This is a genomic window from Serratia quinivorans, from assembly GCF_946227985.1.
Classification (GTDB): Bacteria; Pseudomonadota; Gammaproteobacteria; order Enterobacterales; family Enterobacteriaceae; genus Serratia; species Serratia quinivorans_A.
In genome coordinates, this window is record NZ_CAMKGL010000005.1 from 117,171 (window position 1) to 143,577 (window position 26,407).

The 26,407-nt window shown below is 55.5% G+C and carries 24 protein-coding genes and 1 pseudogene; 6 read left to right on the forward strand and 19 right to left on the reverse strand.

Annotated features, from left to right (window positions below):
* The first annotated feature begins 110 nt into the window (after positions 1–110).
* From OCH02_RS15095 to OCH02_RS15105, 3 genes are all read left to right on the forward strand, one after another.
* Positions 111–1,148 carry a LacI family DNA-binding transcriptional regulator gene (locus OCH02_RS15095; RefSeq protein ID WP_261431929.1) on the forward strand — a complete coding sequence of 346 codons (1,038 nt, stop codon included), beginning with the start codon at positions 111–113 and terminating at the stop codon, positions 1,146–1,148.
* A 123-nt stretch (positions 1,149–1,271) separates the two neighbouring features.
* A complete protein-coding gene (gene nhaC / locus OCH02_RS15100; RefSeq protein ID WP_261431930.1) occupies positions 1,272–2,711 on the forward strand; it encodes a Na+/H+ antiporter NhaC in 1,440 nt (479 codons plus the stop codon).
* 1 nt (position 2,712) lies between these two features.
* Positions 2,713–3,891: a MalY/PatB family protein gene (locus OCH02_RS15105; protein ID WP_261431931.1), complete on the forward strand. Its 1,179-nt coding sequence runs from the start codon at positions 2,713–2,715 to the stop codon at positions 3,889–3,891.
* Between the two features lie 176 nt (positions 3,892–4,067).
* Here the strand turns inward: OCH02_RS15105 and sseB are convergent, their stop codons facing one another.
* The 11 genes from sseB to trmJ all read right to left on the reverse strand — a co-directional run bounded on the left by sseB (position 4,068) and on the right by trmJ (position 12,864).
* Positions 4,068–4,898, reverse strand: a complete 831-nt coding sequence (gene sseB / locus OCH02_RS15110) for an enhanced serine sensitivity protein SseB (protein WP_261431932.1) — start codon at positions 4,896–4,898, stop codon at positions 4,068–4,070.
* An 89-nt stretch (positions 4,899–4,987) separates the two neighbouring features.
* Entirely contained in the window at positions 4,988–6,283 is a 1,296-nt protein-coding gene (gene pepB / locus OCH02_RS15115; RefSeq protein WP_261431933.1) for an aminopeptidase PepB, read from the reverse strand.
* 83 nt (positions 6,284–6,366) lie between these two features.
* A complete protein-coding gene (iscX, locus tag OCH02_RS15120) occupies positions 6,367–6,567 on the reverse strand; it encodes a Fe-S cluster assembly protein IscX (RefSeq protein ID WP_012146329.1) in 201 nt (66 codons plus the stop codon).
* Between the two features lie 13 nt (positions 6,568–6,580).
* A complete protein-coding gene (gene fdx, locus OCH02_RS15125) occupies positions 6,581–6,916 on the reverse strand; it encodes an ISC system 2Fe-2S type ferredoxin (protein WP_085118276.1) in 336 nt (111 codons plus the stop codon).
* 2 nt (positions 6,917–6,918) lie between these two features.
* Positions 6,919–8,769 carry a Fe-S protein assembly chaperone HscA gene (hscA, locus tag OCH02_RS15130; protein ID WP_261431934.1) on the reverse strand — a complete coding sequence of 617 codons (1,851 nt, stop codon included), beginning with the start codon at positions 8,767–8,769 and terminating at the stop codon, positions 6,919–6,921.
* Between the two features lie 27 nt (positions 8,770–8,796).
* A complete protein-coding gene (gene hscB / locus OCH02_RS15135) occupies positions 8,797–9,318 on the reverse strand; it encodes a co-chaperone HscB (RefSeq protein ID WP_261431935.1) in 522 nt (173 codons plus the stop codon).
* A 63-nt stretch (positions 9,319–9,381) separates the two neighbouring features.
* Positions 9,382–9,705, reverse strand: coding sequence for an iron-sulfur cluster assembly protein IscA (gene iscA / locus OCH02_RS15140; RefSeq protein WP_012146332.1), 324 nt, complete (start codon positions 9,703–9,705; stop codon positions 9,382–9,384).
* Positions 9,706–9,760: 55 nt separating this feature from the next.
* Positions 9,761–10,147, reverse strand: a complete 387-nt coding sequence (gene iscU / locus OCH02_RS15145; RefSeq protein ID WP_012146333.1) for a Fe-S cluster assembly scaffold IscU — start codon at positions 10,145–10,147, stop codon at positions 9,761–9,763.
* 24 nt (positions 10,148–10,171) lie between these two features.
* Complete coding sequence (locus OCH02_RS15150) at positions 10,172–11,386, reverse strand: IscS subfamily cysteine desulfurase (RefSeq protein WP_012146334.1); 1,215 nt, start codon at positions 11,384–11,386, stop codon at positions 10,172–10,174.
* A gap of 54 nt (positions 11,387–11,440) precedes the next feature.
* Positions 11,441–11,935, reverse strand: coding sequence for a Fe-S cluster assembly transcriptional regulator IscR (gene iscR, locus OCH02_RS15155; RefSeq protein WP_012146335.1), 495 nt, complete (start codon positions 11,933–11,935; stop codon positions 11,441–11,443).
* Positions 11,936–12,129: 194 nt separating this feature from the next.
* A complete protein-coding gene (gene trmJ, locus OCH02_RS15160; protein ID WP_261431936.1) occupies positions 12,130–12,864 on the reverse strand; it encodes a tRNA (cytosine(32)/uridine(32)-2'-O)-methyltransferase TrmJ in 735 nt (244 codons plus the stop codon).
* A 119-nt stretch (positions 12,865–12,983) separates the two neighbouring features.
* Between trmJ and suhB the strand changes: the two genes are divergently transcribed.
* Entirely contained in the window at positions 12,984–13,787 is an 804-nt protein-coding gene (gene suhB, locus OCH02_RS15165) for an inositol-1-monophosphatase (protein WP_012146337.1), read from the forward strand.
* Positions 13,788–13,851: 64 nt separating this feature from the next.
* On the opposite strand, the gene OCH02_RS15170 is transcribed toward suhB, so the two are convergent.
* Together OCH02_RS15170 and OCH02_RS15175 are read right to left on the reverse strand one after the other, a co-directional pair.
* Complete coding sequence (locus OCH02_RS15170; protein WP_261431937.1) at positions 13,852–14,874, reverse strand: nickel/cobalt transporter; 1,023 nt, start codon at positions 14,872–14,874, stop codon at positions 13,852–13,854.
* Entirely contained in the window at positions 14,865–15,533 is a 669-nt protein-coding gene (locus OCH02_RS15175) for a DUF1007 family protein (protein ID WP_261431938.1), read from the reverse strand. The genes OCH02_RS15170 and OCH02_RS15175 overlap by 10 nt, the downstream gene beginning before the upstream one ends.
* Positions 15,534–15,677: 144 nt before the next feature.
* On the opposite strand from OCH02_RS15175, the gene csiE reads away from it, so the two are divergent.
* Entirely contained in the window at positions 15,678–16,943 is a 1,266-nt protein-coding gene (csiE, locus tag OCH02_RS15180; RefSeq protein ID WP_261431939.1) for a stationary phase inducible protein CsiE, read from the forward strand.
* On the opposite strand, the gene OCH02_RS15185 is transcribed toward csiE, so the two are convergent.
* From OCH02_RS15185 to glyA, 3 genes and pseudogenes are all read right to left on the reverse strand, one after another.
* Complete coding sequence (locus OCH02_RS15185; protein WP_261431940.1) at positions 16,940–18,091, reverse strand: 3-phenylpropionate MFS transporter; 1,152 nt, start codon at positions 18,089–18,091, stop codon at positions 16,940–16,942. The two genes, csiE and OCH02_RS15185, sit on opposite strands and share 4 nt — an antisense overlap.
* 171 nt (positions 18,092–18,262) lie before the next feature.
* Positions 18,263–18,688: pseudogene (locus OCH02_RS15190) on the reverse strand (Na+ dependent nucleoside transporter N-terminal domain-containing protein); the annotation flags it as partial.
* 66 nt (positions 18,689–18,754) lie between these two features.
* Positions 18,755–20,008 (reverse strand): serine hydroxymethyltransferase, encoded by a 1,254-nt coding sequence (glyA, locus tag OCH02_RS15195; protein WP_099062681.1) that lies wholly within the window; start codon positions 20,006–20,008, stop codon positions 18,755–18,757.
* 373 nt (positions 20,009–20,381) lie between these two features.
* On the opposite strand from glyA, the gene hmpA reads away from it, so the two are divergent.
* Positions 20,382–21,572 carry an NO-inducible flavohemoprotein gene (hmpA, locus tag OCH02_RS15200; protein WP_261431942.1) on the forward strand — a complete coding sequence of 397 codons (1,191 nt, stop codon included), beginning with the start codon at positions 20,382–20,384 and terminating at the stop codon, positions 21,570–21,572.
* A gap of 168 nt (positions 21,573–21,740) precedes the next feature.
* Here the strand turns inward: hmpA and OCH02_RS15205 are convergent, their stop codons facing one another.
* The 3 genes from OCH02_RS15205 to patD all read right to left on the reverse strand — a co-directional run bounded on the left by OCH02_RS15205 (position 21,741) and on the right by patD (position 26,346).
* Positions 21,741–22,928, reverse strand: coding sequence for a cytochrome c (locus tag OCH02_RS15205; protein WP_261431943.1), 1,188 nt, complete (start codon positions 22,926–22,928; stop codon positions 21,741–21,743).
* Positions 22,925–24,835, reverse strand: coding sequence for an NAD(P)-binding protein (locus OCH02_RS15210; RefSeq protein WP_261431944.1), 1,911 nt, complete (start codon positions 24,833–24,835; stop codon positions 22,925–22,927). Before OCH02_RS15210 ends, OCH02_RS15205 begins: the two co-directional genes overlap by 4 nt.
* A gap of 86 nt (positions 24,836–24,921) precedes the next feature.
* Positions 24,922–26,346 carry an aminobutyraldehyde dehydrogenase gene (gene patD, locus OCH02_RS15215; protein ID WP_261431945.1) on the reverse strand — a complete coding sequence of 475 codons (1,425 nt, stop codon included), beginning with the start codon at positions 26,344–26,346 and terminating at the stop codon, positions 24,922–24,924.
* Positions 26,347–26,407: the final 61 nt, after the last annotated feature.

Below are 26,407 nucleotides of genomic sequence, written 5' to 3' on the forward strand. Positions count from 1 at the left end.
GGCGCAATATCCGAATATGGATGAATAATAGCAGCGCTGTTAGCATCAGACCCAGCTCAATTTTTTCCCTTCAACAGAAAGGGTCACCCAAGCCTGAGGCAGGAAATGATATGGCCACAATGAAAGATGTTGCCCGACGGGCAGGCGTGTCGACGGCCACCGTCAGCCGGGTGATCAACAGTACCGCCTATGTGGAGCCGGTCACCCGTGAACGGGTTGAAAAAGCCATGCGCGAGTTTAACTATCACCGCAATGCCGCCGCGCTGGCTCTGGCGAAAAGAAGCGGCAATATGCTGGGGCTGTTGACCGGTAATCTCGACGACCCTTTTTTCTCGCGTCTGGCACGGGGAGTCGAAGATGTCACGCGCAAAGGCGGCGTAAAATTAATGGTCTGCAGCGGCGGCCATCAGGCCGAGCTGGAGAAGAACGGCCTCGATTTTCTGATCAATCAGGGCTGCGAAGCCATCGTGGCACACGTGACCCGGATGAGCGATGCCGACGTATCACGCTACGCCGCCCATACCCCGGCGATGGTGGTGATCAATCGCTATTTGCCTACCATCGCCAACCGCTGTATCTGGCTGGACAACGTCAGCGCCTCTCAGGCCGCCACCCAGATGCTGATTCGGCACGGGCACCGGAATATCGCCTGTATCACGACAGACTTACCCATCGATGACAGAAAACAGCGTCTGGAAGGCTATCGCCGTGCCATGAATGATGCCGGGATCTCGGTGCCGGGTAGCTGGATCATCAGCGTTCCCTTCAATGAGCAAGGGGGCGAATTAGCGGCAGAAAGGATCCTGGCAAGCGACCACCCTTTTACCGCCGCACTGACGTTCAATGACGTGATGGCCGCCGGGATGATGCGAACCTTTCGCCAGCGGCAGATAAAACTGCCGGAGGATATCTCGATTGTCGGCTTTGATGACGTGGCCCTGGCAAAATATCTCCACCCGGCATTGACTACCGTACATTATCCGGTTGAGAAAATGGCACGTCGCGCGGCTAATTTGGCGCTGCAGCTGAACTCTGCTGCCACTGTGGCACCGCAGAATAATATGTTTTCCGCTGAATTGATCCTGCGAGACTCGGTCGCCTCCCTCGAGAAAAACCCCTCAAATCAAGAAAACAAGCCTGAAAAATGAGAGGCGGCGCACATAACGCCTACACATGAAACCGATTACATGGACGGTTGCCCGCGCTCACACCTCATTTAAAACAAATTCATTAGGCTGGCGTCACACCCTCATCCTTAACCGGAGTTGTTAATGAATAACAAAAAGAAACTCAACCTGGGACTGGCGATGCTGCCCATTGTGGCGATGCTATTGCTGCTCATCGTCGGCTACGGCCAGTTTGGGCTGCGGATCGAACCGTTGCTGCTGGTCTCAGCCGCCATTGCCGCCGCACTGGCCTGGTGGCAAGGTTACCGCTGGAACGATATTATCGACTCCATCGTCGCCAAACTGGCCAAGGCAATGCCGGTGATCATGATACTGATCTGCGTCGGCGGGTTGATCGGCACCTGGATGTTCAGCGGCACCATTCCTTACATGGTTTACTGGGGCTTAAAACTGATCAGTCCGCAATATATCCTGATCGCCGCATTCTTTATCACCAGCGTGATCTCTGTTTGTACTGGCACCTCCTGGGGCGCGGCAGGCACCGTGGGTGTCGCACTGATGGGCGTCGCCGCTGGTCTGGATGTTCCCCTGGCCGCCGCCGCCGGGGCCGTGGTTTCCGGCGCCTACTTTGGCGACAAAATCTCTCCGTTGTCTGACTCCACCAACTTCGCCGCCATCGTCGCGGATACCGATCTCTACAGCCATATCCAGCACCTGATGTACACCACAATACCGAGCTTCGTTTTAGCCGCGGTGGTGTATCTGATTGCCGGGCACACCAGCGCCGTCGGCAGCGTAGCCACGCCGGAAAAGGTCACCGAGATCGTGACCGCACTGGAAGGTATGTATCACTTTAACCTGCTGCTGATCCTTCCGCCGGTACTGGTGCTGTGGGGGGCCGTCACCAAGCGACCGGTGATCCCCGTCATGCTGGCAGCCTGTACCCTGGCCATATTCATTGGCGTATTCCTGCAGGGGTTCAACCTGCAGCAAGGCTTAAATGCATTGATGGACGGCTTTAACCTTTCAATGTTCACAGCTCAGGGACACAACATTGCCGGCATCGCCCTCGATGTTCCGCGCCTGCTCAACCGCGGCGGCATGTTCTCGATGATGAGCACTATCCTGCTGGTATTTTGCGCGTTTTCCTTTGCCGGAGCCTTAACGCTGACCGGCGCGCTGACCGTTATCATCAACCGCTTGCTGAAAGTGGTTCATACCACCGGCCAATTGATTGCCGCGACGGTCGCGACCACCATTCTGGTGACCGGTGCCACCAGCGACGGCAAGCTGGCGTTGCTCATTCCTGCCGAGCTGTTTAAAGGCGCTTATCGCCGCATGGGGTTAGACAATAAAAACCTGTCGCGGACCGTAGAAGATGCGGGCACCGTCATCGAACCTTTGATCCCCTGGACCGCCGCAGGCATCTATATGGCAACCACTCTGGGGGTCAGCACGCTGGATTTACTGCCGTGGGCCATCCAATGCTACGCCGCCGTGGTCTTCGCCCTGATTTATGGGTTTACCGGTTTCGGGATTGCCAAAATACAGCCACAGAACGATTTACAGCGTAAGGAAGCCTGACGTGAAACAGACCAATTTTAATCAGATAGTCGACCGCCATCATACCGGCTCGGTGAAATGGGACTTTATCGAGCGCTATCTGCAACTCGATGAAACCGACCTTTTGCCGATGTGGGTCTCTGATTTTGACTTCCAGTGCCCAGCGGAAGTCCGGCAGGCACTGCATGAGCGTGTGGATCACGGCATATTTGGCTACAGCGAGCGTGATGACCCGTATTATCAGGCGGCGATGGATTGGTTTTTGCGCAGGCATAATTTGCCGCTGCAGCGTGAATGGTTCACCTCAATAGAAGGTGTGGTACCCGGCCTGGCGATGCTGATCCAACTGCTCAGCCAGCCTGGCGATCCGGTAGTGATCCAAGGGCCTTACTATGGTTCTTTCGCCAAGATCATCACCATGAACGGCCGAGAAGTCCTCGAAAATCCGTTGAAGAAAAGCGCGCAGGGCTATCAATTTGATTTCGAGCATCTGGAAGCCTGCTTTGAGCAGCGTAAACCCCCGTTGCTGCTGCTGTGTAATCCACATAACCCCACCGGGCGATGCTGGACCCGCAGCGAACTGACACAATTGATGAAGCTATGCAGCCGTCATGGCGTGACGGTGATTTCCGATGAAATCTGGGCTGACCTGACGTTGCCCGGCGAAACCTTTACCTCGGTGCTGCATCTGGATGAAGCCTGGCATGACCAGCTGATTTCGGCGACCTCGGCCAGCAAGAGTTTTGGCTTGTCGTCGCTGCGGATCTCCAATTTCCTGATCCCCAATGCTGGCACCCGCAATGCGTTCATCGAACGCCTCAATGCCCATGGGTTGGATGTCTTTAATGCGCTCTCGATGACTGCCGCAACGGCGGCTTATCAACAGGGGGAAGCCTGGCTTGATGATTTACAAGGTTATCTGGCCGACAACCGGCGTTGGTTTGAGCAGGCATTAGCCTGTACCGCGCCCTGGTGCAAAATGACCCCAGCCGAGGGAACCTACCTTGCCTGGCTGGATTGTCGCGCTTTAGGCCTGGATGATAACGCCCTACAGCAGGCATTGATCCACCAGTCAAAGATTGCCGCCTCGATGGGCATCAGTTTTGGCGAGCAGGGAAAAGGCTTTATTCGCATCAACCTCGGCTGCCCTCGTCAATATCTTGAACAGGCCATCGCGGGGCTCGCCCGGTTAAAACCCTGAACCGCAAAAACAGGCGAATGAAAGGCCCCAAACGGGGTCTTTTTTTGAACGATATCTGGCGAAACTTTTTTTACCAGGATTGACAGTGGGTTGTGTAACATTGTTGTATCCGGCCAGCCTTTCGAGGCTGGCCGCTCTCTTTTGCCTTGATACAGAGAACAACGGCAACAACAGAATTACTGGGTTTTATCGGTTGAAGGAATGATATTGCGCAACCAACTGCCCCAGCGGCGCTGGTAGAAGGGTTGGGTATGGGTGATCAGGTAATGGCTGACGCCGCGTTCCTTTTCCGATACCAGGCAAAAATCCACCGGTTCGTCGTTAGGCGCGGTTTCGCTGGCCACGCTGCCTGCTTCATTGATCAGCGCCTCGACATCACCTTGTTCGCCGTCGACTTCCAACCCGACCAACAGATTGGGTTTTTCGTCGACCGCCTGATCGTGCATCAATGCCAGAAACGCGCGGCGGACCGGCTTGCGCTGGCTGAACAATGTGGTCAAGGCATCGACCATCGCCGATGGATATTCTTCCGGCTGGCCCAACAGGATCTGGGTATCCTTGTCGATATAGCGTTCTGCCGGTTTGCTTACGCCGCCGGTGGCCAGCAGCATAGCCACCTCTTCAGGATAAAACTCTTTGCCGTACTCGGCCTTCGGGTTGAGGAACAGATCCGCACCCTGCGTAATCTCGAATAAGACTCGTGCCGGCATGGCGATGAAGGGCTGTTCATCCTCAACGGCTTTTTGCAGCGCTTCCACCGAGGTGAAAAACGGGATGATACTGCCGCCTTCCTGCTTTTCCCAATGCTGGATATTCACCGGTGTGTCAGCGTTGAGCGTGATGTCTCCGCCGAGTTGCACCTGCTCGCTGTCACCAAGGATCAACACCGTAGCCTCAAGCAGTTCACGGAAGAATGCCGGACGATGGGCCGGCTCCGTCACCGCCAGTTTCAACAGGCGTTCAAGTTCGTTTTCGCCTGCGGCGGCTTCGTGATGGTGAGAACTCATGACAAACTCCAGCAATCAAATAACGGGGCCCAGCATGCTGGGCCCCGAGGATAAACGACATTCTAACGCCCACCTTGGTGGGCATTCAATTATTTGGCTTTGCTCAGCAGCAGGTTGGCCAGGGCACGTACCCCCAAACCGGTTGCGCCAGCGGACCATTGATCTACTGCACCTTTGCGGTAAGTAGCGGAACAGTCAATGTGCAGCCAGCCCTGCTGGTAGTTAGTCACAAAATGCGACAGGAAGGCAGCCGCGGTGCTGGCACCCGCCGTGTAGGCCGGACCGGCTACGTTGTTCAGTTCGGCAAAGTTGGACGGCAGTTGGCTGCGGTGGAATTCAGCCAGCGGCAGACGCCAGAATGGCTCTTGCTCAGCAGCCGCACTGGTCAGCAGCTCTTGCGCCAGAGCGTCATCGAAGCTGAACAGCGCATGGTAGTCGTTACCCACCGCCGTTTTCGCCGCGCCGGTCAGAGTGGCGCAGTCGATGATCAACTGAGGGTTCTGCGCGGACGCATCGATCAGGCCATCAGCCAACACCAGACGCCCTTCCGCATCGGTATTCATCACCTCAACGGTTTTGCCGTTGCGGTAACGGATGATGTCGCCCAATTTGAAAGCATTGCCGCTGACCATGTTATCAGCACAGCACAGGTACAGCTTCACACGCTGTTTCAGGCCGCGTGCCGCCGCCAGCGCCAGTGCGCCGGTAATGGTGGCTGCACCGCCCATATCCGCCTTCATGGAGTCCATAAAGGCGCTTTGTTTCAGGCTGTAGCCACCGGTGTCAAAGGTGATACCTTTGCCCACCAGGCAGGCAAACACCGGCGCTTCCGGGTTACCGGTCGGGTTGAAATCCAGTGCCAACAGCACTGGCGAACGATCCGACCCACGGCCCACGGTGTGAATACCGGCGTAGTTTTGCTCACGCAGATCTTCACCCTTGGTGATACGGTAGCTGACAGCTTCACAACCGATGTCACACATCAGATCAACCGCGCGGGTAGCCAGTTGCTCCGGCCCCAACTCTTCCGCCGACATGTTGATGGTGTCACGCACCCAGTCAACAATCTTCAGGCGCTGTTCCAGCTCTTTGCTTTCCGCTGCCGGCAACTGTGCCCATTCGACGTTGCGTTTGCCTTTCGGCCCACGGAACCCCTGCCAGAATGCCCAGCTGTTTTCCAAATCCCAGCCGTCACCGGCCAGTTTCACATTCTTGATGCCCTGGCCGTCAATCTTACGGGCCGCACGTTGAATGCTACCCAGTTTATCTTTGCCGGTCAGGTGGATAGTCATCCCTTCTGCACCGGTGCTCAGTAGCGCTTTCTCGCCCCAGCGAGCGTCAGCAGGTTGGTTCGACAGCGTTACCAGCATAAATTCAGTTGTCATAGCCTTCTTACTCCGGATTATTCTTTTATTAATCGTGTCGGATACAAAATAAACGGGCCGCCTATGGCAGCCCGTTACGCTATTTACTCCGCTTCATCTAACCAGACCAGCAGAACAGCTTCCAGTATTTTTTCGTTGGAAGCCTGTGGATCGTCGTCAAAATCTTCCAGATCGCAAATCCACTGATGCATGTCGGTAAAACGTACGGTTTTCGGATCGGTATCCGGGTATTGGTCGTACAGGGCTTCGCCGATTTCACGGCTGTCGGTCCACTTCAGTCCCATTTCTATTGTCCTCTTACCCTTCACGCGCGTGGTTGACGGTATAACGCGGCATTTCAACCACCAAATCTTCGTCGGCCACCAGTGCCTGGCAGCTCAGACGGCTTTCCGGCTCCAGACCCCAAGCCTTGTCCAGCATGTCGTCCTCCAGTTCGCTGCTCTCTTCGAGAGAGTCGAAACCTTCGCGCACGATGCAGTGACAGGTGGTGCAGGCGCAGGATTTCTCACAGGCATGCTCAATCTCGATACCGTTGCGCAGCGCAACGTTGAGGATTGACTCCCCGTGTTCGGCTTCCAGTACTGCCCCCTCCGGGCATAAATCTTGATGGGGCAGGAAAACAATTTTAGGCATGATTAAACCTCATCCACAGAATGGCCAGCCAGCGCACGGCGAATGGAAGCATCCATACGGCGCGCGGCAAAATCTTGCGTTTGTGCATCTAATGTTTTAATTGCGGCTTCGATAGCGGCAGGATCGGTGCCCTGCGTCGCCTGTTGCAAAGCTTCTACCGCTGCGGGGATCGCCGTGCTTTCTGCTTCGCTCAGCAATGCGGCGTCGCTGGCCAGTGCGCCCTGCAGGCTTTCCAGCACCCGTGACGCCTCAACCCGCTGTTCCGCCAGCATGCGTGCGCCGACATCGCTCTGCGCATTGGCCATCGAATCTTTGATCATGCCGGCAATTTCGGCGTCGGACAGACCATACGACGGTTTAACCTGAATGGAAGCCTCAACACCGGTGGATTTCTCCATCGCAGTGACGCTCAACAAGCCATCGGCATCCACCTGGAAGGTAACGCGAATATGTGCGCCGCCGGCAGGCAGAGGCGGTAAGCCACGCAGCGAGAAACGCGCCAGCGAGCGGCAATCCTGCACCAATTCGCGCTCGCCCTGCAGCACATGGATCATCATCGCGCTTTGGCCGTCTTTAAACGTAGTGAACTCCTGCGCACGCGCCACCGGAATGGTGGTGTTACGCGGGATCACTTTCTCTACCAAACCGCCCATGGTTTCCAGACCGAGCGAAAGTGGGATCACATCCAGCAGCAGCATGTCGCTATCAGGCTTGTTGCCCACCAAAATGTCCGCCTGGATCGCAGCGCCAATAGCGACCACTTTATCCGGATCGATCGAAGTTAACGGCGTGCGGCCGAAGAACGTGCCAACCTGCTCACGTACCAGAGGCACGCGGGTGGAGCCGCCAACCATGACCACTTCCAGCACTTCTTCGGCACTCACACCCGCGTCTTTCAGCGCGCGGCGGCAGGCCATCAGGGTACGTTTCACCAGAGTGGCGATCAGCGCATCAAACTGTGCCCGGGTCACTTCGCCTTGCCAGCCGGCAATTTCAACGACGGTACTGTCGGCAGCGCTCAGTGCGATTTTGGCCGCAATGGCCGCATCCAGCAGTTGGCGCTGTACACCGTGGTCGCTACGGTCAGCCACACCGGCCTGTTCACGCAACCAGTCGGCCAGCAGATGGTCAAAGTCGTCGCCCCCCAGCGCGGAATCCCCGCCGGTGGCCAACACTTCAAACACCCCACGGCTCAGCCGCAGAATGGAAATATCAAAGGTACCGCCGCCCAGATCGTACACCGCGATAATGCCTTCCTGCCCGGAGTCCAGGCCATAGGCAATCGCCGCCGCCGTCGGTTCGTTCAGCAGACGCAGCACGTGCAGCCCGGCCAGACGCGCAGCGTCTTTGGTGCCCTGGCGTTGTGCATCATCAAAATAAGCAGGAACGGTGATCACTACACCGTCGAGATCCCCTTCCAGTGCGGTTTTCGCCCGCTCGGCAAGGGCTCTGAGGATATCGGCAGAAACCCCTACCGGGTTAACAGCACCGGCAGCGGTCAGCATCATCGGCAAGCCGTTATCACTGGCCTGAAACTGATACGGCAGATTCGGGTAACGCGCAAGTACGTCGGCCAATGAACGGCCCATCATGCGTTTGACTGAGCTGATGGTATTGGCGGGATCCTCTGCTGCCTGCCGGCGCGCATCCCAACCGACACGCAGAGTGTCAGCCTGGTAATGCACTACCGAAGGCAGTAAATCGCGGCCCTCGGCATCGGCCAGCGTTTCCGCCTGCCCGCTGCGCACCGTGGCGACCAGAGAATTGGTGGTGCCTAAATCAATACCGGCAGCCAAACGGCGCTGGTGCGGCGCAGCGCTGAGGCCAGGCTCACTAATTTGTAATAAGGCCATATTGAAGCTTCCACAATCAAAAATGTGTTACTCAAAACCCAGCAGTTTTTCTTCGAGTTGTTCAACCTGTTGCTGGAGTTTGTCCAAAAAGCGCAGCTTACGCACGGTGTCAGCGGCATCAATCCACTGCTGGCTATCGAGTTGCTGAATCATCAGAGCGCTGCGTTGTTTGACCGTCTCGTTCACCCGTGCGCCAAAGCTGGCCAACTGGGTTTCTGCATCTGCTTTGCGCTCAATGGCGTCGAGCTCTTCGCGCAGTTCCAACTGTTCCATCAGGAACGCGGTATCACGCATAGTGTGCTGCTCGTTGCCCAAATCAAAACCGTGCAAAGATAGCATATACTCCGCGCGTTTTAGTGGGTGCTTTAGCGTTTGGTAGGCTTCATTGATAGTCGCTGCCTGTTGCAACGCCATCAGGCGTTCGCGTTCTGGCTGACTTGCAAAACGATCGGGATGGAATTGGCGCTGCAGATCCTGATAGCGAGAGGCAAGCAGGCTGCCGTCCACGGGATAGCGAACTGGCAGCCCGAATAAAGTAAAGTAATCCATAGCGTGCTCTGGGCGTTATCGGATGAAGTTCCCCCGCGCCTGGCGGGGGAGCTCGATGGACTGTCAGACGTTGAAACTTTCGCCGCAGCCACACTCGCTTGAGACATTGGGGTTGTTGAACTTGAAGCCTTCGTTCAGGCCTTCCTTAACGAAATCAAGCTCGGTGCCGTCAAGGTAGACCAGGCTCTTGCCGTCAATGATCACCTTAACGCCTTTGTTTTCAAAAACGATGTCGTCATCGTTCATATCGTCAACAAATTCCAGCACGTACGCCATCCCGGAGCAGCCAGAGGTTCTCACCCCCAGACGCAGGCCAAGGCCTTTGCCACGGTTATTCATAAATGCCTGAACGCGCTGTGCAGCGCTGTCGCTCATGGTAATTGACATCACAACCTCACACTTCAAAGCCCAACCAAGGCCGGGCTAAATGACTCAGAAATAATTACTTGGCGCTATGTTTGCTCTTGTAGTCGGCAATCGCTGCTTTAATGGCGTCTTCGGCCAGGATCGAGCAGTGAATTTTTACCGGCGGTAATTCCAGTTCTTCGGCGATCTGGGTGTTTTTGATCGCTTCGGCCTGATCAAGAGACTTGCCTTTCATCCATTCGGTCACCAGCGAACTGGAGGCGATGGCGGAACCGCAGCCGTAAGTCTTGAAACGGGCGTCTTCAATGATACCTTCATTGTTGACTTTGATCTGCAACTTCATCACGTCGCCACAGGCCGGTGCACCCACCATGCCGCTGCCAACGCTAGGATCTTCGTTGTCGAAAGAACCCACGTTACGCGGGTTTTCATAGTGATCGATTACTTTTTCGCTGTAAGCCATGACCTTGCTCCTGAATCCTGAGAATTAATGATGTGCCCATTCGATGCTATTGATATCCACGCCCTGCTTGAACATGTCCCACAGTGGAGACAAGTCACGCAGACGGCCGATGGATTTACGCACCAGTTGAATGGTGTAATCGATCTCTTCTTCTGTGGTGAAACGCCCCAGAGAGAAACGGATCGAGCTATGTGCCAATTCGTCAGTCATGCCCAACGCGCGCAGCACGTAAGATGGCTCAAGGCTGGCGGAGGTACAGGCAGAACCCGAGGATACGGCCAGGTCTTTCAGCGCCATGATCAGCGACTCGCCTTCAACATAGTTGAAGCTGACGTTCAGGATGTTAGGCACCCCGTTCTCCAGCGAGCCGTTCAGATACACTTCTTCCATATCTTTCACGCCGTTCCACAGACGATCGCGCAGCGTACGCAGACGAGCCATTTCCGACGCCATTTCTTCTTTGGCGATACGGTAGGCTTCGCCCATACCGGCGATCTGATGGACAGGCAGAGTACCGGAACGCATGCCGCGCTCATGGCCACCGCCGTGGATCTGGGCTTCGATACGGATACGTGGCTTACGACGCACGTACAGTGCACCAATGCCTTTCGGGCCATAAATTTTGTGGCCGGAGAATGACATCAGATCAACTTTCAGCTTGCTCAGGTCGATAGGCAGTTTGCCCACGCTCTGGGTAGCATCAACGTGATAAATAATACCGCGCGCACGACACATTTCGCCGATAGCTTCGATATCCTGCACCACGCCGATTTCGTTGTTCACGTGCATGATCGAAACCAGAATGGTGTCTTCACGCATCGCGGCTTCGAGGGCCTGCAGGCTGATAATACCGTTGCTCTGAGGTGCCAGATAGGTCACTTCAAAGCCTTCACGCTCGAGCTGTCGACAGGTGTCCAGCACGGCTTTGTGTTCGGTTTTGCTGGTGATGATGTGCTTGCCTTTCTTTTGATAGAAATTGGCAGCGCCCTTGATCGCCAGGTTGTCGGATTCGGTGGCTCCGGAAGTGAACACGATTTCGCGCGGGTCAGCGCCAACCAGTTCAGCAATTTGGTTACGGGCGATATCTACCGCTTCTTCCGCCTGCCAACCGAAACGGTGGGAACGGGAAGCCGGGTTACCAAAAGTCCCGTCCAGAGTCAAAAATTGCATCATTTTCTCAGCAACGCGCGGATCAACCGGCGTCGTTGCTGAGTAATCCAGATAAATCGGTAATTTCATTGCTCTTGTGCTCCGTACATCACTTCCAAAAACTAAAAAAATATCGCCAGCTGCTTATGCGCGCAGATTAACGTTGATAGTTTCTTGCGGACGACCGTTGGCCGTGCGACGGGTATCGTTGTTTTGACGGTCCGCCACCACCAGCACGTCCTGGTTGTTCACCAGTTCAGCCAGCGTAATGTTGTTCAGGAACCCGCTGATGCGCTCGCTCAGATCGCGCCACAGGGTATGGGTCAGGCAGCGATCGCCACCCTGACAGCCTTCTTTACCCTGGCAACGGGTTGCATCTACCGATTCATCGACAGCAGTAATGACTGCACCTACGGCAATCTCACTCGCGTCTTTGCCCAGCAGATAACCACCGCCCGGTCCACGTACGCTGGCCACCAGGCCATTCTTACGCAGACGGGAGAATAATTGTTCCAGATAAGAGAGCGAGATACCCTGGCGCTCAGAAATATCCGCCAGAGGAACGGGCCCTTCCTGGGAGTGCAATGCCACGTCAAGCATAGCGGTTACGGCATAACGGCCTTTGGATGTCAGTCTCATAGCTAAGTGGTTACCTGTTGGTCAAACATGGCCGAAAGTCTGACATTCCTGAGTAAATCAGTCAACTATTTAACCTAGTAATTTACTCAAGTATTAGCACGTTTTGGACTAAGCCAGATAATATGCATATAAAATACACGTTATAACCTTTAGATAACTAATACTATTACCGCAAGCCGTCATTTCACATCAAATTAATTACCTTGATGTTTGTCCTGTTTCTCGATCGACGTCAGCATACCGCGCAGGATATTCAGCTCTTGAGCTTCCGGCCGCGCACGGGTGAATAAACGACGCAAACGGCTCATGACCTGCCCCGGATGAGAGGGGCGGATAAAGCCACTATGCTGCAGCGTTTGTTCCAGATGCTGATAGAAACGTTCCAGGTCATCCACCAAAGGATACGGCGTCTCTTCCAGTTGCGGTGCACCTACCTGTTGACGATCGAGGTAAGCTACACGCACTTCATACGCCAGAATTTGCACCGCCATCGCCAGATTCAACGAGCTATAATCCGGGTTGGCAGGGATGGCGACATGATAATGGCACTTTTGCAGCTCATCATTGGTCAGGCCGACACGTTCACGGCCGAACACCAGCGCTACCGGAGCATGTTCACCTTCGTGCACGGCGCGTACGCCGCATTCACGCGGTTCCAGCATCGGCCACGGCAAGGTTCGTGAACGCGCACTGGTGCCCACGACCAGACTGCAGCCGGCAATGGCGTCATCCAAAGTGTCGACAATAGTGGCGTTGCCGATCACGTCGCTGGCACCAGCGGCCAGGGCGATCGCCTGAGAATCAGGTTTTATCAGCGGATTAACCAGATAAAGGTTGGTTAATCCCATGGTTTTCATGGCTCTGGCGGTCGAGCCCATGTTACCGGTATGAGAGGTTTCTACCAGAACAATGCGGATGTTATGCAGCATACAAACTCTGAGCGTAGCGGAAAATCACAGCAGCTTAACACAGCCGTAGGCATTTTGCCGAACACCTGCTATACTTCGCGCCGTTTCCTGTTCTTTAACATCCTAGTTGGAAGATACCCATGCATCCGATGCTGACGATCGCCGTGCGCGCTGCGCGCAAGGCCGGTAACCTGATTGCCAAAAACTACGAAACCCCGGACGCTGTAGAAGCGAGCCAGAAAGGGACCAATGACTTTGTCACTAACGTCGATCGTGATGCAGAGCATCTGATCATCGACGTCATTCGCAAGTCCTATCCGCAACATACTATTGTTACCGAAGAACGCGGCGAGTTGGTCGGCGAAGATAAAGACGTACAATGGGTGATCGATCCACTGGATGGCACATCAAACTTCATCAAACGTTTCCCACACTTCTCAGTTTCCATCGCCGTACGCATTAAAGGCCGTACTGAAGTGGCTGTGGTTTACGATCCAATGCGTAACGAACTGTTCACCGCTACTCGCGGCCAGGGCGCACAGCTCAACGGTTACCGTCTGCGCGGCACCAATGCCAAAGATCTCGATGGCACCATTCTGGCGACCGGCTTCCCGTTCAAGGTCAAGCAGCACGCAACGCCATACATTAATGTGGTTGGCAAACTGTTCACTCAGTGTGCCGACTTCCGTCGTACCGGTTCTGCCGCGCTGGATCTGGCCTATGTGGCCGCCGGCCGCGTTGACGGTTTCTTCGAAATTGGCCTGAAGCCATGGGATTTCGCCGCAGGTGAACTGCTGGTGCGTGAATCCGGCGGCCTGGTGACCGACTTTGTTGGCGGCCACAACCACTTCAGTTCCGGCAACGTGGTAGCCGGCAACCCGCGCGTAGTTAAAGCCATGCTTTCCACCATGCGTGAAGAACTGAGTGAAGCGCTGAAGCGTTAATATCGCGAAGCGAATGAATAAAGAAAAAGCGCTGCAATTTATTGCAGCGCTTTTTTTATGCCTGTCAGCGGGAGAAAGGCCGGATGCCGCCGATAAACTCCGACTGGGCGCTGAGATACAATAACAAGCCGGCGAACAGCAGAATCAGGCCACCGGCCAGCGCCAGAGAACCCCAGGCGACTGCGCTCCAGGCCGCAGGTGCGCGTGATTGGCTGAGACGTACCGCCAATCGGCGACTGTAATGCACCAATAAGGCCAACAAGGAGATGGTCACTGAGGTGCCCAGCGCCATGGCCAACGCCGAGAAAACGCCCCAGATAAACACGCCAATCACCTTGGAAAACAACAACACCAGTATTGCGCCCGAGCAGGGCCGCATTCCCATCGCCAACACGATGGCGGTCTGCGTACGCCAGTCGCTGCCGGCCTGCAGTTCGCTGTCGCTCGGCATATGACGATGACCACAGCCGCAATGCTCACTATGAACGTGATCCGCCGGCAGCGGTTGCAGGCTGTTAATACGTAGCGCCGGAGATGGACGCATAGCCTTCACCGCATAATACAAACGCTTCAGCGCTCGCCAGCTCAGCAACACCCCGAGCAGCATCACCAGAATAAAACTGCCTTTCTCCAGCCAGAAACTGCTCTGGTGCAGTTGCCGAGACGACAGTTGCAGTACCACCAGCATCAACGTCACCAGCGCGATTGCCACCACTCCCTGCACCAACGACGCGGCAAAGGTCAGTTTCAGGCTGCTTTTCAACCGCGCCGGATGGGTGGCCAGGTAGGTGGCAATCACCACTTTACCGTGGCCGGGGCCAAGGGCGTGCAGCACGCCATAACTCAGGCTGAACAACATCAGCGCCAGTCCGGCCTGTTGCGGTGCCGCTTTTACCTGCTGCAACAGACCCGCCAGCTGCAGGTGCAGCCCTCTCTGCCACACCACGCTTTGCATCAGTAATTGCGGCCAATAGTGCCACGCCAGCTGTGCGCCCAGCATCAGCAACGCTGCAAACAGCAGCAGCGGCCACAGGCTGAAAGCCCAGTGTCGCTTACGCGCCCGGTGCTGGCTGAGATTTATTGACATTGCAAGCTAACCCGCTGGGCGAACTGTTGTCCCAGCGCCATATCTTCGCCGGGTGAATCGTTTTTATCGAGGGACAATGCATAAGCCTGTAAAGAGGAGTCCGGTTTGGGCGTCATCAGTTTGAATTTGCACTGCGAAGCCATCTCCGGCGGCAGATGCAGTGCCGTTTTATCTTTATAAGTCATATCGACAAAATAGGTGGGATCGTAGGTGGCGATCTCAAACGGCTTACCTGCCAGCGGCTGCGGCTCTGCCAGTGGCAGTACAAACTCCAGTACCGCCTGATGCCCCTGGCGTGACAGGTGGTATTCCGTTGGCAGATTCAGGTATTTCACTGGCTTGCCGTCACGATAGACATCCGTGAAATAGTGCTGCCCCAGAACATTGGCCATCACTTGCGCCGCCAGCTTTTTCCACACTTCCGAGTCGTTTTTGGCATTTTCCGCATCGTACAGCAGATCTGCCGAGGTGATTTCATCCATAACCCAAACCATTTTCAAGCCAACCAGATGTTGATCCTTCGCCACAAAGGTGGTGTTCATATCAATAAAGCTGTGCGGGTGAGCAACAGCGCCGGCGCTCAATAGCATAAAAAAACCGGCCAAAACAAAGCGTAACTTCATCATCAAACGATACTCATTATTGTTATAAAGTAACATAAATGGTTCTTCAACCGCCGCGATCCCGCCCAATATTTGTGACGAAAGTTGTAAGCCGAAGTAAAACCGGGTGCCGTTGCCGCGCCGCGCATCACCTTTTGCTATGCTTATTCATAATTTAAACGTTACCTGCCCGAAGGTGATATGAGCCTGGACACTGCCCCCGTGCCTGAGCTCTCCGGTCAACAACGACGCTGCCATCTGTTATTGATGTTGTATGCGCCGGTGCCCGCAGTACAACTGGAGACTATCAGCCAAATTAATGGCGTTCCCCCCCCGGTTACCCGGCAAGATATAGCCGAGGTTGCCAGTGAAATCCAGCGTTTCCACCATCTGGAGATCGACGGTAACCCCGACGAGGGTTACCGGATCAGGGGCAGCGCACTCAATCAACGCCTCTGCCTGCTCCATTGGCTGCGCAGAGCCCTGCGCTGTAGCCCGGAATTTATCGATCAACATTTTTCCCGCTGGTTGCAACAAGCTCTGGGGCAAAGCACCGACCTGACACCACAGCTGGAACAGTGCATCAGCGAGTACGAAGCGCAGATCAACCGAAGCTTTGATCAACGCGATCGCCAGTTCCTGCAGCATTACCTGCGCTACTGCGCATGGGAAAACCAACGCCAGCGGCACCCAACATTCAGCCCCGCACAACGCGACTGGCTGCATCAGAAACCGGAACATCAGGCGACCGGCTTGCTGCATCAATCATTGAATCAGCTATTTGCCCTGCCCCCCGAAACCAGTGAAAGCGATTTTTTGGTGCTGATGTTTACCATGCTGAAAAATCACAGCTATCACAGCAGTGACTCAGCAGAAGATCTGCGATTGATGGCGGCGATTGAAAATATGGTCGAGCGCTTCCAACAGATTTCCGGCATGACTTTCAGCAGTAAGGAGGATTTGATCAGCCAGCTGTTCGCCCATCTGGCCCCCGCGGTAGAACGCTGTCGCTTTGAGATTGGTATCGATAACACGCTGCTGGAGGAGGTTGAACGCAAGTATCCGCGCCTGATGCGTACCGCTCAGGAGGCTTTGGCCCCGCTCGAACAGGAATACGGTATTCATTTCTCCAGCGAGGAAGCCGGGCTGGTCGCCATCAGTTTCGGTGCCTGGTTGATGCAGGGTAATGCGTTGCAGGAAAAGCAGGTGTTATTGCTGACGCTGGACAACCCGCAGTTGGAAGAGGAAGTGGAATATCAGATCCGCGAATTAACGCTGCTGCCACTGAATATCAAGTATTTGCCGCTGCGCGATTATCTGCATTCTGGCGCGCCGCAGGGCGTCACCTTGGTGATCACCCCTTATGCCACAGAGCATGCCGAGCCGCAGCCGCCGCTGATTTATACCGAATTACCCTTAGCGCGCCAGCAACGCAAAGTTATCCGTGCGCTGCTGGAAACCTCTTAACGGTTGCTGCTGACCATAACGGCCGGCGGCCGGATAAACAACACCGGCAACACCACTGCCGCCATCACCCAGAACACCCCACCTTGCAGATGTTCGAACAGGAAACCGGCGATCACCGTCATAATCGCAATGCCGCCGCCCATCGCCAGCGCCGAATAAACCGCCTGCAGCCGGATCACTTCCGGCCCCTTGCGTGCGGCAATAAAACGCATCGCGGCCAGGTGGCAAACGGTAAAGGTGCCACAGTGCAGAATTTGGATCACCAGCAGCCACCCCAACTCGGTGCTACTGGCCATCAGGCTCCAGCGCAGAATCCCGCAGCAGGCAGAAAGCAGCAGCAGATTACGCGCATTCCAGCGACGAAACAGGAAATTACTGCTGGCAAAAATAATCACTTCTGCCACCACACCCAGCGACCACAAGTAACCAATGGTCGAAGCCGAGTAGCCCGCCTCCTGCCAGTAGATAGAACCGAAACTGTAATAACCGGCATGCGCGCCCTGCAACAGCGTTACGCATAGCAGGAAGCGCCAGACTGGCCCCTCCTTAAGCATCGCCCACAGAGAACGCTCGGTTTCGCTGTGAGTGCGCGCTTCCCCCTGCGGCATCACGCTCGGTTTCAGCATCATGCCCAACAGCATCGCCAGTATGCTGACTATCAGGCTGTAGAGGATAGCGTTATGGCCCCAGACAGAAACCATCTGCCCGGTCAGCGCCGAACCAATAACAAATGCCAGCGAGCCCCATAACCTGACCCGGCCGTAATCCATGGTGATTTGCTTTTGCCAGGTGCCGGCCAATGCATCGGTCAACGGGACCAGCGGCGAAAAGAACAGGTTAAAGCCTGCGATCACCAGCATCAGCCAGCCCCAGCCGTTGCCGAAACAGAACCCGATGGCAAACGCCAGCGTCAGCAACGCTAACAGGCGCAATGCCGTCACCAGATGAGCGGGATCTTTTACCCGGGGAGCAATCAACAAACTACCGAGGAAGCGCGCAACCAGACCGGCGCCGAGCAGAATACCGATGGTTTCAGGCGGTATGCCCTCACCTTTTAACCAAACGCCCCAAAAGGGTAAGAAGATGCCGTAAGAAAAGAAGTAGGTGAAATAACTGAGAGCTAGCCAACGCGTAGATTGCAGAACCATGATCCCTCCGGTGTGAGGGCGATACTTTGACAGAGCTCACACTGGCTAGCAATGTGCATTCACCATCGAGGGAGTAGACTGCTAGGCAGTTCACAGTTTAGCGCCATAATCAGGGCACAGCTTGCCGCAACCCTGATTATGGAGAGGCGGCTAGTGAACCCAACACACGTATTTATAAACGATAACGTTCTCTGACAGCCCCAGCAATAATGCGCTGACGGCATTAAAAGACGCCAGCCTGCCCATGCCATTGTCTTTGGATAATACCCTCCCCCATATAATTATTGGCAATAAATTGACGTTATGAATAATACCGAACAACGCAGAAATAAAAAAATCGGGCATAACACAATGAGAAAGAAAAATGCCAACCCTTACGCTCGCATTCCGCCGAATAAAAAAATCAGTGCCTTCACCGACAAACAGCATCAAGCCGTTAAACACCGTAGAGGTCAGTGCGGTAAATCCGCTGCCAATATCAGAACGAAGGAACAGCCAGGCCAGTAATACTTCTAACACCACCAGCTGAATAATATAGCGGACTTTAATTAACTTTCGGTTATGGCTTATCAACAAGGCCATTACCGTCACTAACAGATAAAAAAAAGCCGGTCACCCAAGTGACCGGCCTGACGCCTCAGCGTTTTTTACCCGTAATGGAAATTATGCGTAAACCGGCAGACGGGCGCAGATATCCAGAACTTTCTTCTTGGTGCGTTCAATGGTGGCTTCATCGTTGATGTTGTCCAACACGTCGCAGATCCAGCCGGCCAGTTCACGCACATCAGCTTCTTTGAAGCCGCGACGGGTCACTGCCGGAGTACCGATACGTACACCGGAGGTGACGAACGGGCTCTTGGGATCGTTTGGCACGCTGTTTTTGTTCACGGTGATGTTGGCGCGCCCCAGGGCAGCATCAGCTTCTTTACCGGTCAGGTTCTTATCAACCAGATCCAGCAGGAACAGATGGTTATGGGTGCCGCCGGAAACCACTTTATAGCCGCGTTGCAGAACCACTTCCACCATAGCTTTGGCGTTATCGGCCACTTGCTGCTGGTAAATTTTGAACTCAGGCTCCATGGCTTCTTTCAGCGCCACCGCTTTACCGGCGATCACGTGCATTAGCGGGCCGCCCTGGCCGCCTGGGAACACGGCGGAGTTCAGCTTTTTATACAGATCTTCATCACCGCCTTTCGCCAGGATCAGGCCGCCGCGCGGACCTGCCAGGGTTTTGTGGGTGGTGGTGGTCACGATATGTGCGTGAGGGACCGGGTTCGGATAAACGCCGGCGGCGATCAGACCCGCCACGTGCGCCATGTCAACGAACAGGTAAGCGCCGATGCTGTCGGCGATTTCGCGCATTTTTGCCCAATCAACGATACCGGAGAAGGCAGAGAAGCCGCCGATGATCATTTTTGGTTTATGAGTCTGTGCCTGTTTAGCCAGATCTTCATAGTCGATTTGGCCTTTTTCGTCGATGCCGTAAGGCACCACGTTATACAGTTTGCCAGACAGGTTAACCGGAGAACCGTGGGTCAGGTGGCCGCCGTGCGCCAGGTTCATCCCCAGAATGGTATCGCCCGGCTGCAGCAGCGCGGTATAAACAGCGAAGTTCGCCTGGGAGCCGGAGTGCGGCTGTACGTTGGCGTAATCTGCACCGAACAGCTCTTTGGCACGGTCGATCGCCAGTTGCTCAACGATATCCACATATTCGCAGCCGCCGTAATAACGCTTCCCTGGATAACCTTCAGCGTATTTGTTGGTCAACTGGGAACCCTGAGCCTGCATCACGCGTGGGCTGGTGTAGTTCTCAGATGCAATCAGCTCAATGTGCTCTTCCTGGCGCACCACTTCTTGCTCCATTGCACGCCACAGTTCGGCATCGTAATCAGCAATGTTCATTTCACGCTTTAACATCCGGCTTCTCCTGACTTAAATCGGCTAACTAAAAAATCACCAAATAACCACCCGGTTGGGTTCTGGCCCACAGTGTAAACTGTTTCGCCCCACTGAGGATAGGTCTTGACAGAGGTTTTTACGCAAACGATTGGCATTAGACGCAGCAAGGCTTTGATCCGATAGAACACCCCATTCGACAATGGACTTTTACTCATACTGAGCATGCGGTTTTTTCATGTTCTGTGAGCGAGATCGTCGCTTAACAACCCCGTAACAAAAACAAGGGTATTTACAGCCAGGGCAGAAACCGTTAGGATGCGTTAAAACTTAAAGATGCATTTTAAATGCATCATTTGAATATTCCAATAATGATCGACCAAGGAGCGCTGCCATGCTGGATAGCCAAACCATCGCCACCGTAAAATCTACCATTCCTTTGCTGGCCGCTACCGGGCCGAAACTGACTGCCCATTTCTACGATCGCATGTTCGAACACAATCCAGAGTTAAAAGACGTGTTCAATATGAACAACCAGAGCAATGGCGATCAGCGCCAGGCGCTGTTCGACGCGATCTGTGCCTACGCCGCGAATATCGAAAATCTGGCGGCATTGCTGCCTGCCGTAGAGCGTATTGCCAACAAACACACCAGCCTGAATATTCAACCGGATCAATACCAAATTGTTGGCGGTCATCTGCTGGCCACATTGGACGAAATGTTCAGCCCGGGTCAGGAAGTGCTGGATGCCTGGGGCAAAGCTTACGGCGTATTGGCGGATGTGTTTATCCAGCGCGAAAGCCAGATTTATCAGGCCAGTGAAACCGCCGACGGTGGCTGGCGTGACCTGCGTGCATTCCGCATCGTCAAAAAACAGCCACAGAGCGAGGTGATTTGCAGCTTCGTGTTGGCACCGGTTGACGGTGGCAAAGTGATCGACTTCAAACCGGGTCAATACCTGGCGGTCTACATCAAGCACGACAGCATGGAAAACCAGGAGATTCGCCAATACTCACTGACCACCTCACCTAATGGCGAGTACTACCGCATTGCGGTAAAACGTGAAGATCAGGGCAAGGTATCGAACTTCCTTCACCAGCAAGCCAAAGAAGGCGACGTGATTTATCTCGCTCCGCCGCACGGGGATTTCTTCCTCGAAGCGCAGCCAGAAACCCCGGTGGCACTGATTTCCGCCGGTGTCGGCCAGACGCCAATGCTCGGCATGCTCAACACCCTGCACGATAACCAGCATCCTGCGGACGTACACTGGCTGCACGCAGCGGAAAACGGCAGCGTTCACGCCTTTGCCGATGAAGTGGCGGATATTGCCGGCCGCATGCCGAATCTGAGCCGTCACGTGTGGTACAACCAACCGGGTGCCAATGATGTGGAAGGCCGCGACTACCAGAGCCGTGGCCTGATGAACCTCAGTGCCCTGCGCGAAACGCTCAGTACGCCGCAGATGCATTACTACTTCTGTGGGCCGCTGCCCTTTATGCAACACGTAGGAAAACAGTTGCTGGAGATGGGCGTCAGCGCCGATCGTATCCACTACGAATGCTTCGGCCCACATAAGGTGATGTAATTGAAAGGGGCGCGGCCTGGTGCCGCGCCCTCGCCCTATACTCTAAATAATTGGAGTTGCATCGCGACGGCAACTAAGTGCATCCCCAGGAGCGTACAAATAGTACGTGACTGGGGTAAACGCAGGCAGCCAACAAGGAGGCAGCTTCAAGTATGACGAGTATTATTGTTATTTCTCCGCCAGCTTACGCGTCTCTTTTACCTGCTGCGCCGTGACCGGTGTCGCCTGGTTGCCCCAGCTTCCCCGTAAATAACTCATCAGATCGGCCGCCTGTTGATCGCCCAAGGTCCAGGCGTAACCCGGCATGGCGATCGCCGTGGCATGTTGGGTGATTGGCGTATGTGCTCCTTCCAGCACCACGCGCAGCGCGGTTAGCGGGTTCTCCGCCGTGACCGTTGCGTTACCGGCCAATGCCGGAATGGTGTTGTCGCTGCCCTCGCCCTTATTGCCATGGCAGGTTGAACAGTACATGGCATAGGTGCGTTGCCCCGCTTGCCAGTTGTCGACCGCCATGGCTACGGGTTTCTCCGCCGGCGGTTTTTCTGCCGCCAGACTGTGCAGATAGGTCGCAATGGCGTTCAAATCACCGTCGGTCAGATATTGCGTACTGTGGCTAACCACCTCCCCCATCGGCCCTGCGACCGCCGCATGTTGGCTACGTCCGGTTTTCAGCAAGGCCACGACTTCGTCCTGCTGCAGCCCGCGTATTCCTGAAGCGTACCACCCGTCCAGCTCGGCTCCGCTCAGGAAGGCTGGATCTTTGCTGTCCAGCCCTTTCTCCTGCATCGCCCAACCGCGTGGCGTGTGGCAACTGCCGCAGTGCCCTGCCCCTTGCACCAAATAGGCGCCACGGTTCCATTCAGCGCTCTGGCCCGCGTCCGGCAGGTAAGGCGTATCCTCATGGAACAGTTGGTTCCATATTGCCAGCGGCCAACGCATCGACAACGGCCAACTGATATCACTGGCGCGATTGGCGGTGTTCTGCGCCGGGACTTCCTTCATCAGATAGTCGTACAACGCGCGCATATCTTCCGCGTTCATTTTGGCGTATGAGGTGTACGGCATCGCCGGATACAATCGATGGCCATCTTTGGCAATCCCCTGGCGCATCGCACGGTCAAACTCGTCAAAAGAATAGGCACCGATACCCTGCTGCTTGTCCGGCGTAATGTTGGTAGCGTAGATATTGCCCAATGGGGTCGGGAACTTCATGCCACCGGCAAACAAAGCGCCGCCCGGTGCGGTATGGCAGGCGGTGCAGTCACCGGCTTTGGCCACGTATTCCCCAGCCGACATCGCCTGTGCCGAACCGCCCACCGCCAGTAAGGTCAGTAAATACAGTGAACGCATGCTCATGCTCCCTCCTTGGCGGTAACATGGCCGAAGGCCAGTTCATTAACCGCTCGCCATGCCTGGTCGATCGCCGAGTTGGCGTACGGGCTCCAGTCTGAATCCGAGTTGGCAATCACAATTTTGCCGATCGGCTGGCGTGCCGTCGCAATGATTTTCTTCGCTTCGTCCTCGTCGTCAAACAGTCCGTTGAGGAAGTAAGAATAGCCGTGCGACCAGCGGTTAACGGTGATCGCCTCGATATCACGCTGATGGTCGAAACCGGCGGAGCCGAGCATGCCCTGCAGCTGTTCGCGGATCATCTGCTCATGCACTTCAAACGGCGTCCCTAACAGCAAGGCGCGACCTTTGCGCGACTGTTCGCGCGGGCTCAGCCCACTGCCCGCCAGCGTCGGCACATACACCATGTGCAGGCCAATCGGCTGGTTCGGATCGCGCGGATGCTGGTAGCCGCCCATGCTCACCGGATAATCCAGCTTCACGCGGCAATAAGGCGCTGTCGGCGAGTAAACCTCATGCACGCCCAGTTTAATAAACGACTGCCAGTTGCGGATCACCACTTTGCTGTACACCAGCGGCGACTTGACGTTCTGCTTCAGCGCCTGTTGCTGCTCAGCCGGCATTTCCGGCACCAGATACGGGATCATCATGTTGTACCCGGCCATCACTACCTGTTCGGCGCGCACCTTGGTCATTTTCTCGCCGGTCATATAGGTCACCTCAACCTTGTCGCCGACGTTGGCCGCGTGCAACCCGGTGCTGTTCAACCGCAGTTTTACCGGTGACTCCGCCCGGTCGAGCTGGCTGTAGTCGAACTTCGCCAGCACGATGTCATTCATGTCTTTGCCACCCGGTGAGACTGCCGGGATCAAATGGCGCACCATTAAGCGCGTCAGCGTGGCGTTGCCGTCCGGGAAGTGGAACACGTAAGGATCGTCGAGATCCGCCTGAGACTCTTCATCCAGCGGCGGCAGGTTCATACCGTTCAGGCCAGGTAGATCGCAGATACGTGCATCGCTGCAAGAGGTGGCATCAATACCCACCGCCTGGAAGTCACTGGTGGTTTGTTGGAAATAGCGGATCGCCATTTCGCTCAGGCCAACCTTGTCACGCAGGAATTCGGTATAGCTGTGCTTGTCGAGCCATTCGCTTTTTTGTTCCTGGCTCATCCCCGGCAGATAATCTTTATCCACGGTGTGCAGCACAATCAGCGCCTGACGATCGCTTTCCGGCAGAGGGAAATCACCGATAAAGGCTTCGTAGGAACGGCCGTTGAGGCGGTCATGGGGGATATCATCCGCCACCATGCGACCCGGATCCCCGCTCACCACTTTGTCGACGCCGAAGTTTTTGCGATCGAAATAGACGCCACGGCTCAGATTCAGATCCGGGTAAAAGGTTTTATCGAAAGCCTTTTCCAGATTGTCGATGCTGACGCCCAGCTTTTGCAACAGCCCCATCGCCACCGGGCTGAAGTTGGAACGCGGCGACTGCAGCGACTCGCTGCCGCCATAGCCGAGGATGGTGCCGTTCTCACTGCTGAACTCATTGCGCTTGGCGTGGCCACCGAAGTCGTCATGGTTATCAATCAGCAAAATACGCTGCTGAGGCCCCTTCATTTGCTGCCAGAAGCAGGCGGCCGCCAGCCCGCTGATACCGGCACCGACCACCACCAGATCGAACTCTTCCGTCGCCGGGATACTGGCAAAATCAAAGGCCTTGCCGTCACGCCCCAGTTGATGCGCATGCTCAAACGAACCGGGATGGTTGCCGCGCAGCCCGGTCAGCGTCGGTGGATAATAGAGGGTTTGATTGGCGGTTTGCGGCGATGCACGCAGGATCTGCATCGGCGTTAACCCGGCGGCGATAGTGATCGCCACCCCATTAAGAAAATCGCGTCTGGTGATGCCCATAATTGGCTTCCTTCTATTTTTATTATCATCAGACCGGCCGGAGCCGGTCTGAAAGCTGCGTTATTTTGCAGATAAAACCTGATAAATCAATGTTTAAACATCACATGGCGGATAGCGGTGTAATCCTCCAGGCCATACATCGACATATCCTTGCCGTAGCCGGACAACTTTTGGCCACCGTGCGGCATCTCGCTCACCAACATGAAATGGGTATTCACCCAGGTGCAGCCGTATTGCAAACGGGCGCTCAGGCGGTGTGCCCGGCCTACGTCGCGTGTCCACAGGGAAGACGCCAGCCCGTAGTCAGACTCGTTGGCCCAGGCCAGCACCTGCGCCTCATCGTCGAACGGCGTGACGGTCACCACCGGCCCAAACACTTCACGCTGCACGATTTCATCCTCCTGGCGAGCACCGGCCAACAGCGTCGGCTGGAAATAGTAGCCAGGGCCGTTAACCCGCTCACCACCGGTTACCACCTGCACGTGCGGCAGCGCCTTGGCCCGCTCGACAAAACCGACCACCCGCTCCAGATGCTGAGCGGTAATCAACGGGCCCAGTTCGCTACTTTGGTCTTCCGGTGGGCCGATCTTCAGGCTGGCGATGGCCTCGCCCAACGCCTTCACCAACTGCGGATAGATCCCCTTCTGCGCATAAATGCGGCAGGCAGCGGTACAGTCCTGACCGGCGTTGTAGAAACCAAAGCTGCGGATCCCTTCCACCACCTGTTGCAGGTCGGCGTCGTCAAACACCAGCACCGGCGCCTTGCCCCCCAGCTCCATATGGGTGCGTTTAATTCCGGATGCGGTATGGCCAATAATATGTTCGCCGGTGGCAATTGATCCGGTCAGGGATACCATCCGTACTTTGTTATGGCCGGTCAGCCTGTCACCGACGCTGGCGCCACGGCCAAACAGGACGTTGAGCACGCCTGGTGGGAACAGCCCGGCGGCCAGTTCAGCCAGCTTGAAGGTGGTCAGCGGTGTTTGTTCCGACGGCTTAAGCACCACGCAATTGCCCGCCGCCAGGGCCGGAGCCAGCTTCCACGCCGCCATCATCAGCGGGTAGTTCCAGGGGGCAATCGAGGCGACGACGCCCAGGGGATCACGGCGGATCATCGAGGTGTGTCCAGCCAGATATTCACCGGCCGCCAGCCCGCTCAAACAGCGGCTGGCCCCGGCGAAAAAGCGAAAGACGTCAGCCACACCCGGCAGCTCATCATTCAGCACGCAGTGATAGGGTTTGCCGCAGTTGATAGATTCCAGGCGGGCAAAGGTTTCCGCATGGCTGTCGATCAAATCCGCCAGCTTCAGCAGATGTTCAGCACGCTCCTTCGGCGTGGTCTGCCCCCAGTGTTCAAATGCGGCGTCTGCTGCCAGCACCGCCTGATCGACCTGCTCTGCACTGGCTTCAGCCACCTGTACCACTACCTCTCCGGTTGCCGGGTTATACACCGGCAACAACGCGCCCTGGCCGGTAACCAGTTGGCCGTTAATCAACAGTTGGCTTTGCATATAGACGAACCCCTCAGTTATTTATTTTTAGCGACATGATCCCTTTCCCCAATGGATTTCA

Excerpts from the sequence above, each read along its gene's own strand:
- OCH02_RS15150 (WP_012146334.1), bottom strand. The coding sequence starts at position 11,386 with ATGAAATTACCGATTTATCTGGATTACTCAGCAACGACGCCGGTTGAT.
- OCH02_RS15205 (WP_261431943.1), bottom strand. The coding sequence starts at position 22,928 with ATGAGCATGCGTTCACTGTATTTACTGACCTTACTGGCGGTGGGCGGT.
- fdx (WP_085118276.1), bottom strand. The coding sequence starts at position 6,916 with ATGCCTAAAATTGTTTTCCTGCCCCATCAAGATTTATGCCCGGAGGGG.
- glyA (WP_099062681.1), bottom strand. The coding sequence starts at position 20,008 with ATGTTAAAGCGTGAAATGAACATTGCTGATTACGATGCCGAACTGTGG.
- OCH02_RS15210 (WP_261431944.1), bottom strand. The coding sequence starts at position 24,835 with ATGGGCATCACCAGACGCGATTTTCTTAATGGGGTGGCGATCACTATC.
- hscA (WP_261431934.1), bottom strand. The coding sequence starts at position 8,769 with ATGGCCTTATTACAAATTAGTGAGCCTGGCCTCAGCGCTGCGCCGCAC.
- iscR (WP_012146335.1), bottom strand. The coding sequence starts at position 11,935 with ATGAGACTGACATCCAAAGGCCGTTATGCCGTAACCGCTATGCTTGAC.
- suhB (WP_012146337.1), top strand. The coding sequence starts at position 12,984 with ATGCATCCGATGCTGACGATCGCCGTGCGCGCTGCGCGCAAGGCCGGT.
- nhaC (WP_261431930.1), top strand. The coding sequence starts at position 1,272 with ATGAATAACAAAAAGAAACTCAACCTGGGACTGGCGATGCTGCCCATT.
- hmpA (WP_261431942.1), top strand. The coding sequence starts at position 20,382 with ATGCTGGATAGCCAAACCATCGCCACCGTAAAATCTACCATTCCTTTG.
- OCH02_RS15175 (WP_261431938.1), bottom strand. The coding sequence starts at position 15,533 with ATGTTACTTTATAACAATAATGAGTATCGTTTGATGATGAAGTTACGC.
- hscB (WP_261431935.1), bottom strand. The coding sequence starts at position 9,318 with ATGGATTACTTTACTTTATTCGGGCTGCCAGTTCGCTATCCCGTGGAC.
- OCH02_RS15095 (WP_261431929.1), top strand. The coding sequence starts at position 111 with ATGGCCACAATGAAAGATGTTGCCCGACGGGCAGGCGTGTCGACGGCC.
- OCH02_RS15185 (WP_261431940.1), bottom strand. The coding sequence starts at position 18,091 with ATGGTTCTGCAATCTACGCGTTGGCTAGCTCTCAGTTATTTCACCTAC.
- OCH02_RS15170 (WP_261431937.1), bottom strand. The coding sequence starts at position 14,874 with ATGTCAATAAATCTCAGCCAGCACCGGGCGCGTAAGCGACACTGGGCT.
- pepB (WP_261431933.1), bottom strand. The coding sequence starts at position 6,283 with ATGACAACTGAATTTATGCTGGTAACGCTGTCGAACCAACCTGCTGAC.
- trmJ (WP_261431936.1), bottom strand. The coding sequence starts at position 12,864 with ATGCTGCATAACATCCGCATTGTTCTGGTAGAAACCTCTCATACCGGT.
- iscX (WP_012146329.1), bottom strand. The coding sequence starts at position 6,567 with ATGGGACTGAAGTGGACCGACAGCCGTGAAATCGGCGAAGCCCTGTAC.
- csiE (WP_261431939.1), top strand. The coding sequence starts at position 15,678 with ATGAGCCTGGACACTGCCCCCGTGCCTGAGCTCTCCGGTCAACAACGA.
- sseB (WP_261431932.1), bottom strand. The coding sequence starts at position 4,898 with ATGAGTTCTCACCATCACGAAGCCGCCGCAGGCGAAAACGAACTTGAA.
- iscU (WP_012146333.1), bottom strand. The coding sequence starts at position 10,147 with ATGGCTTACAGCGAAAAAGTAATCGATCACTATGAAAACCCGCGTAAC.
- iscA (WP_012146332.1), bottom strand. The coding sequence starts at position 9,705 with ATGTCAATTACCATGAGCGACAGCGCTGCACAGCGCGTTCAGGCATTT.
- patD (WP_261431945.1), bottom strand. The coding sequence starts at position 26,346 with ATGCAAAGCCAACTGTTGATTAACGGCCAACTGGTTACCGGCCAGGGC.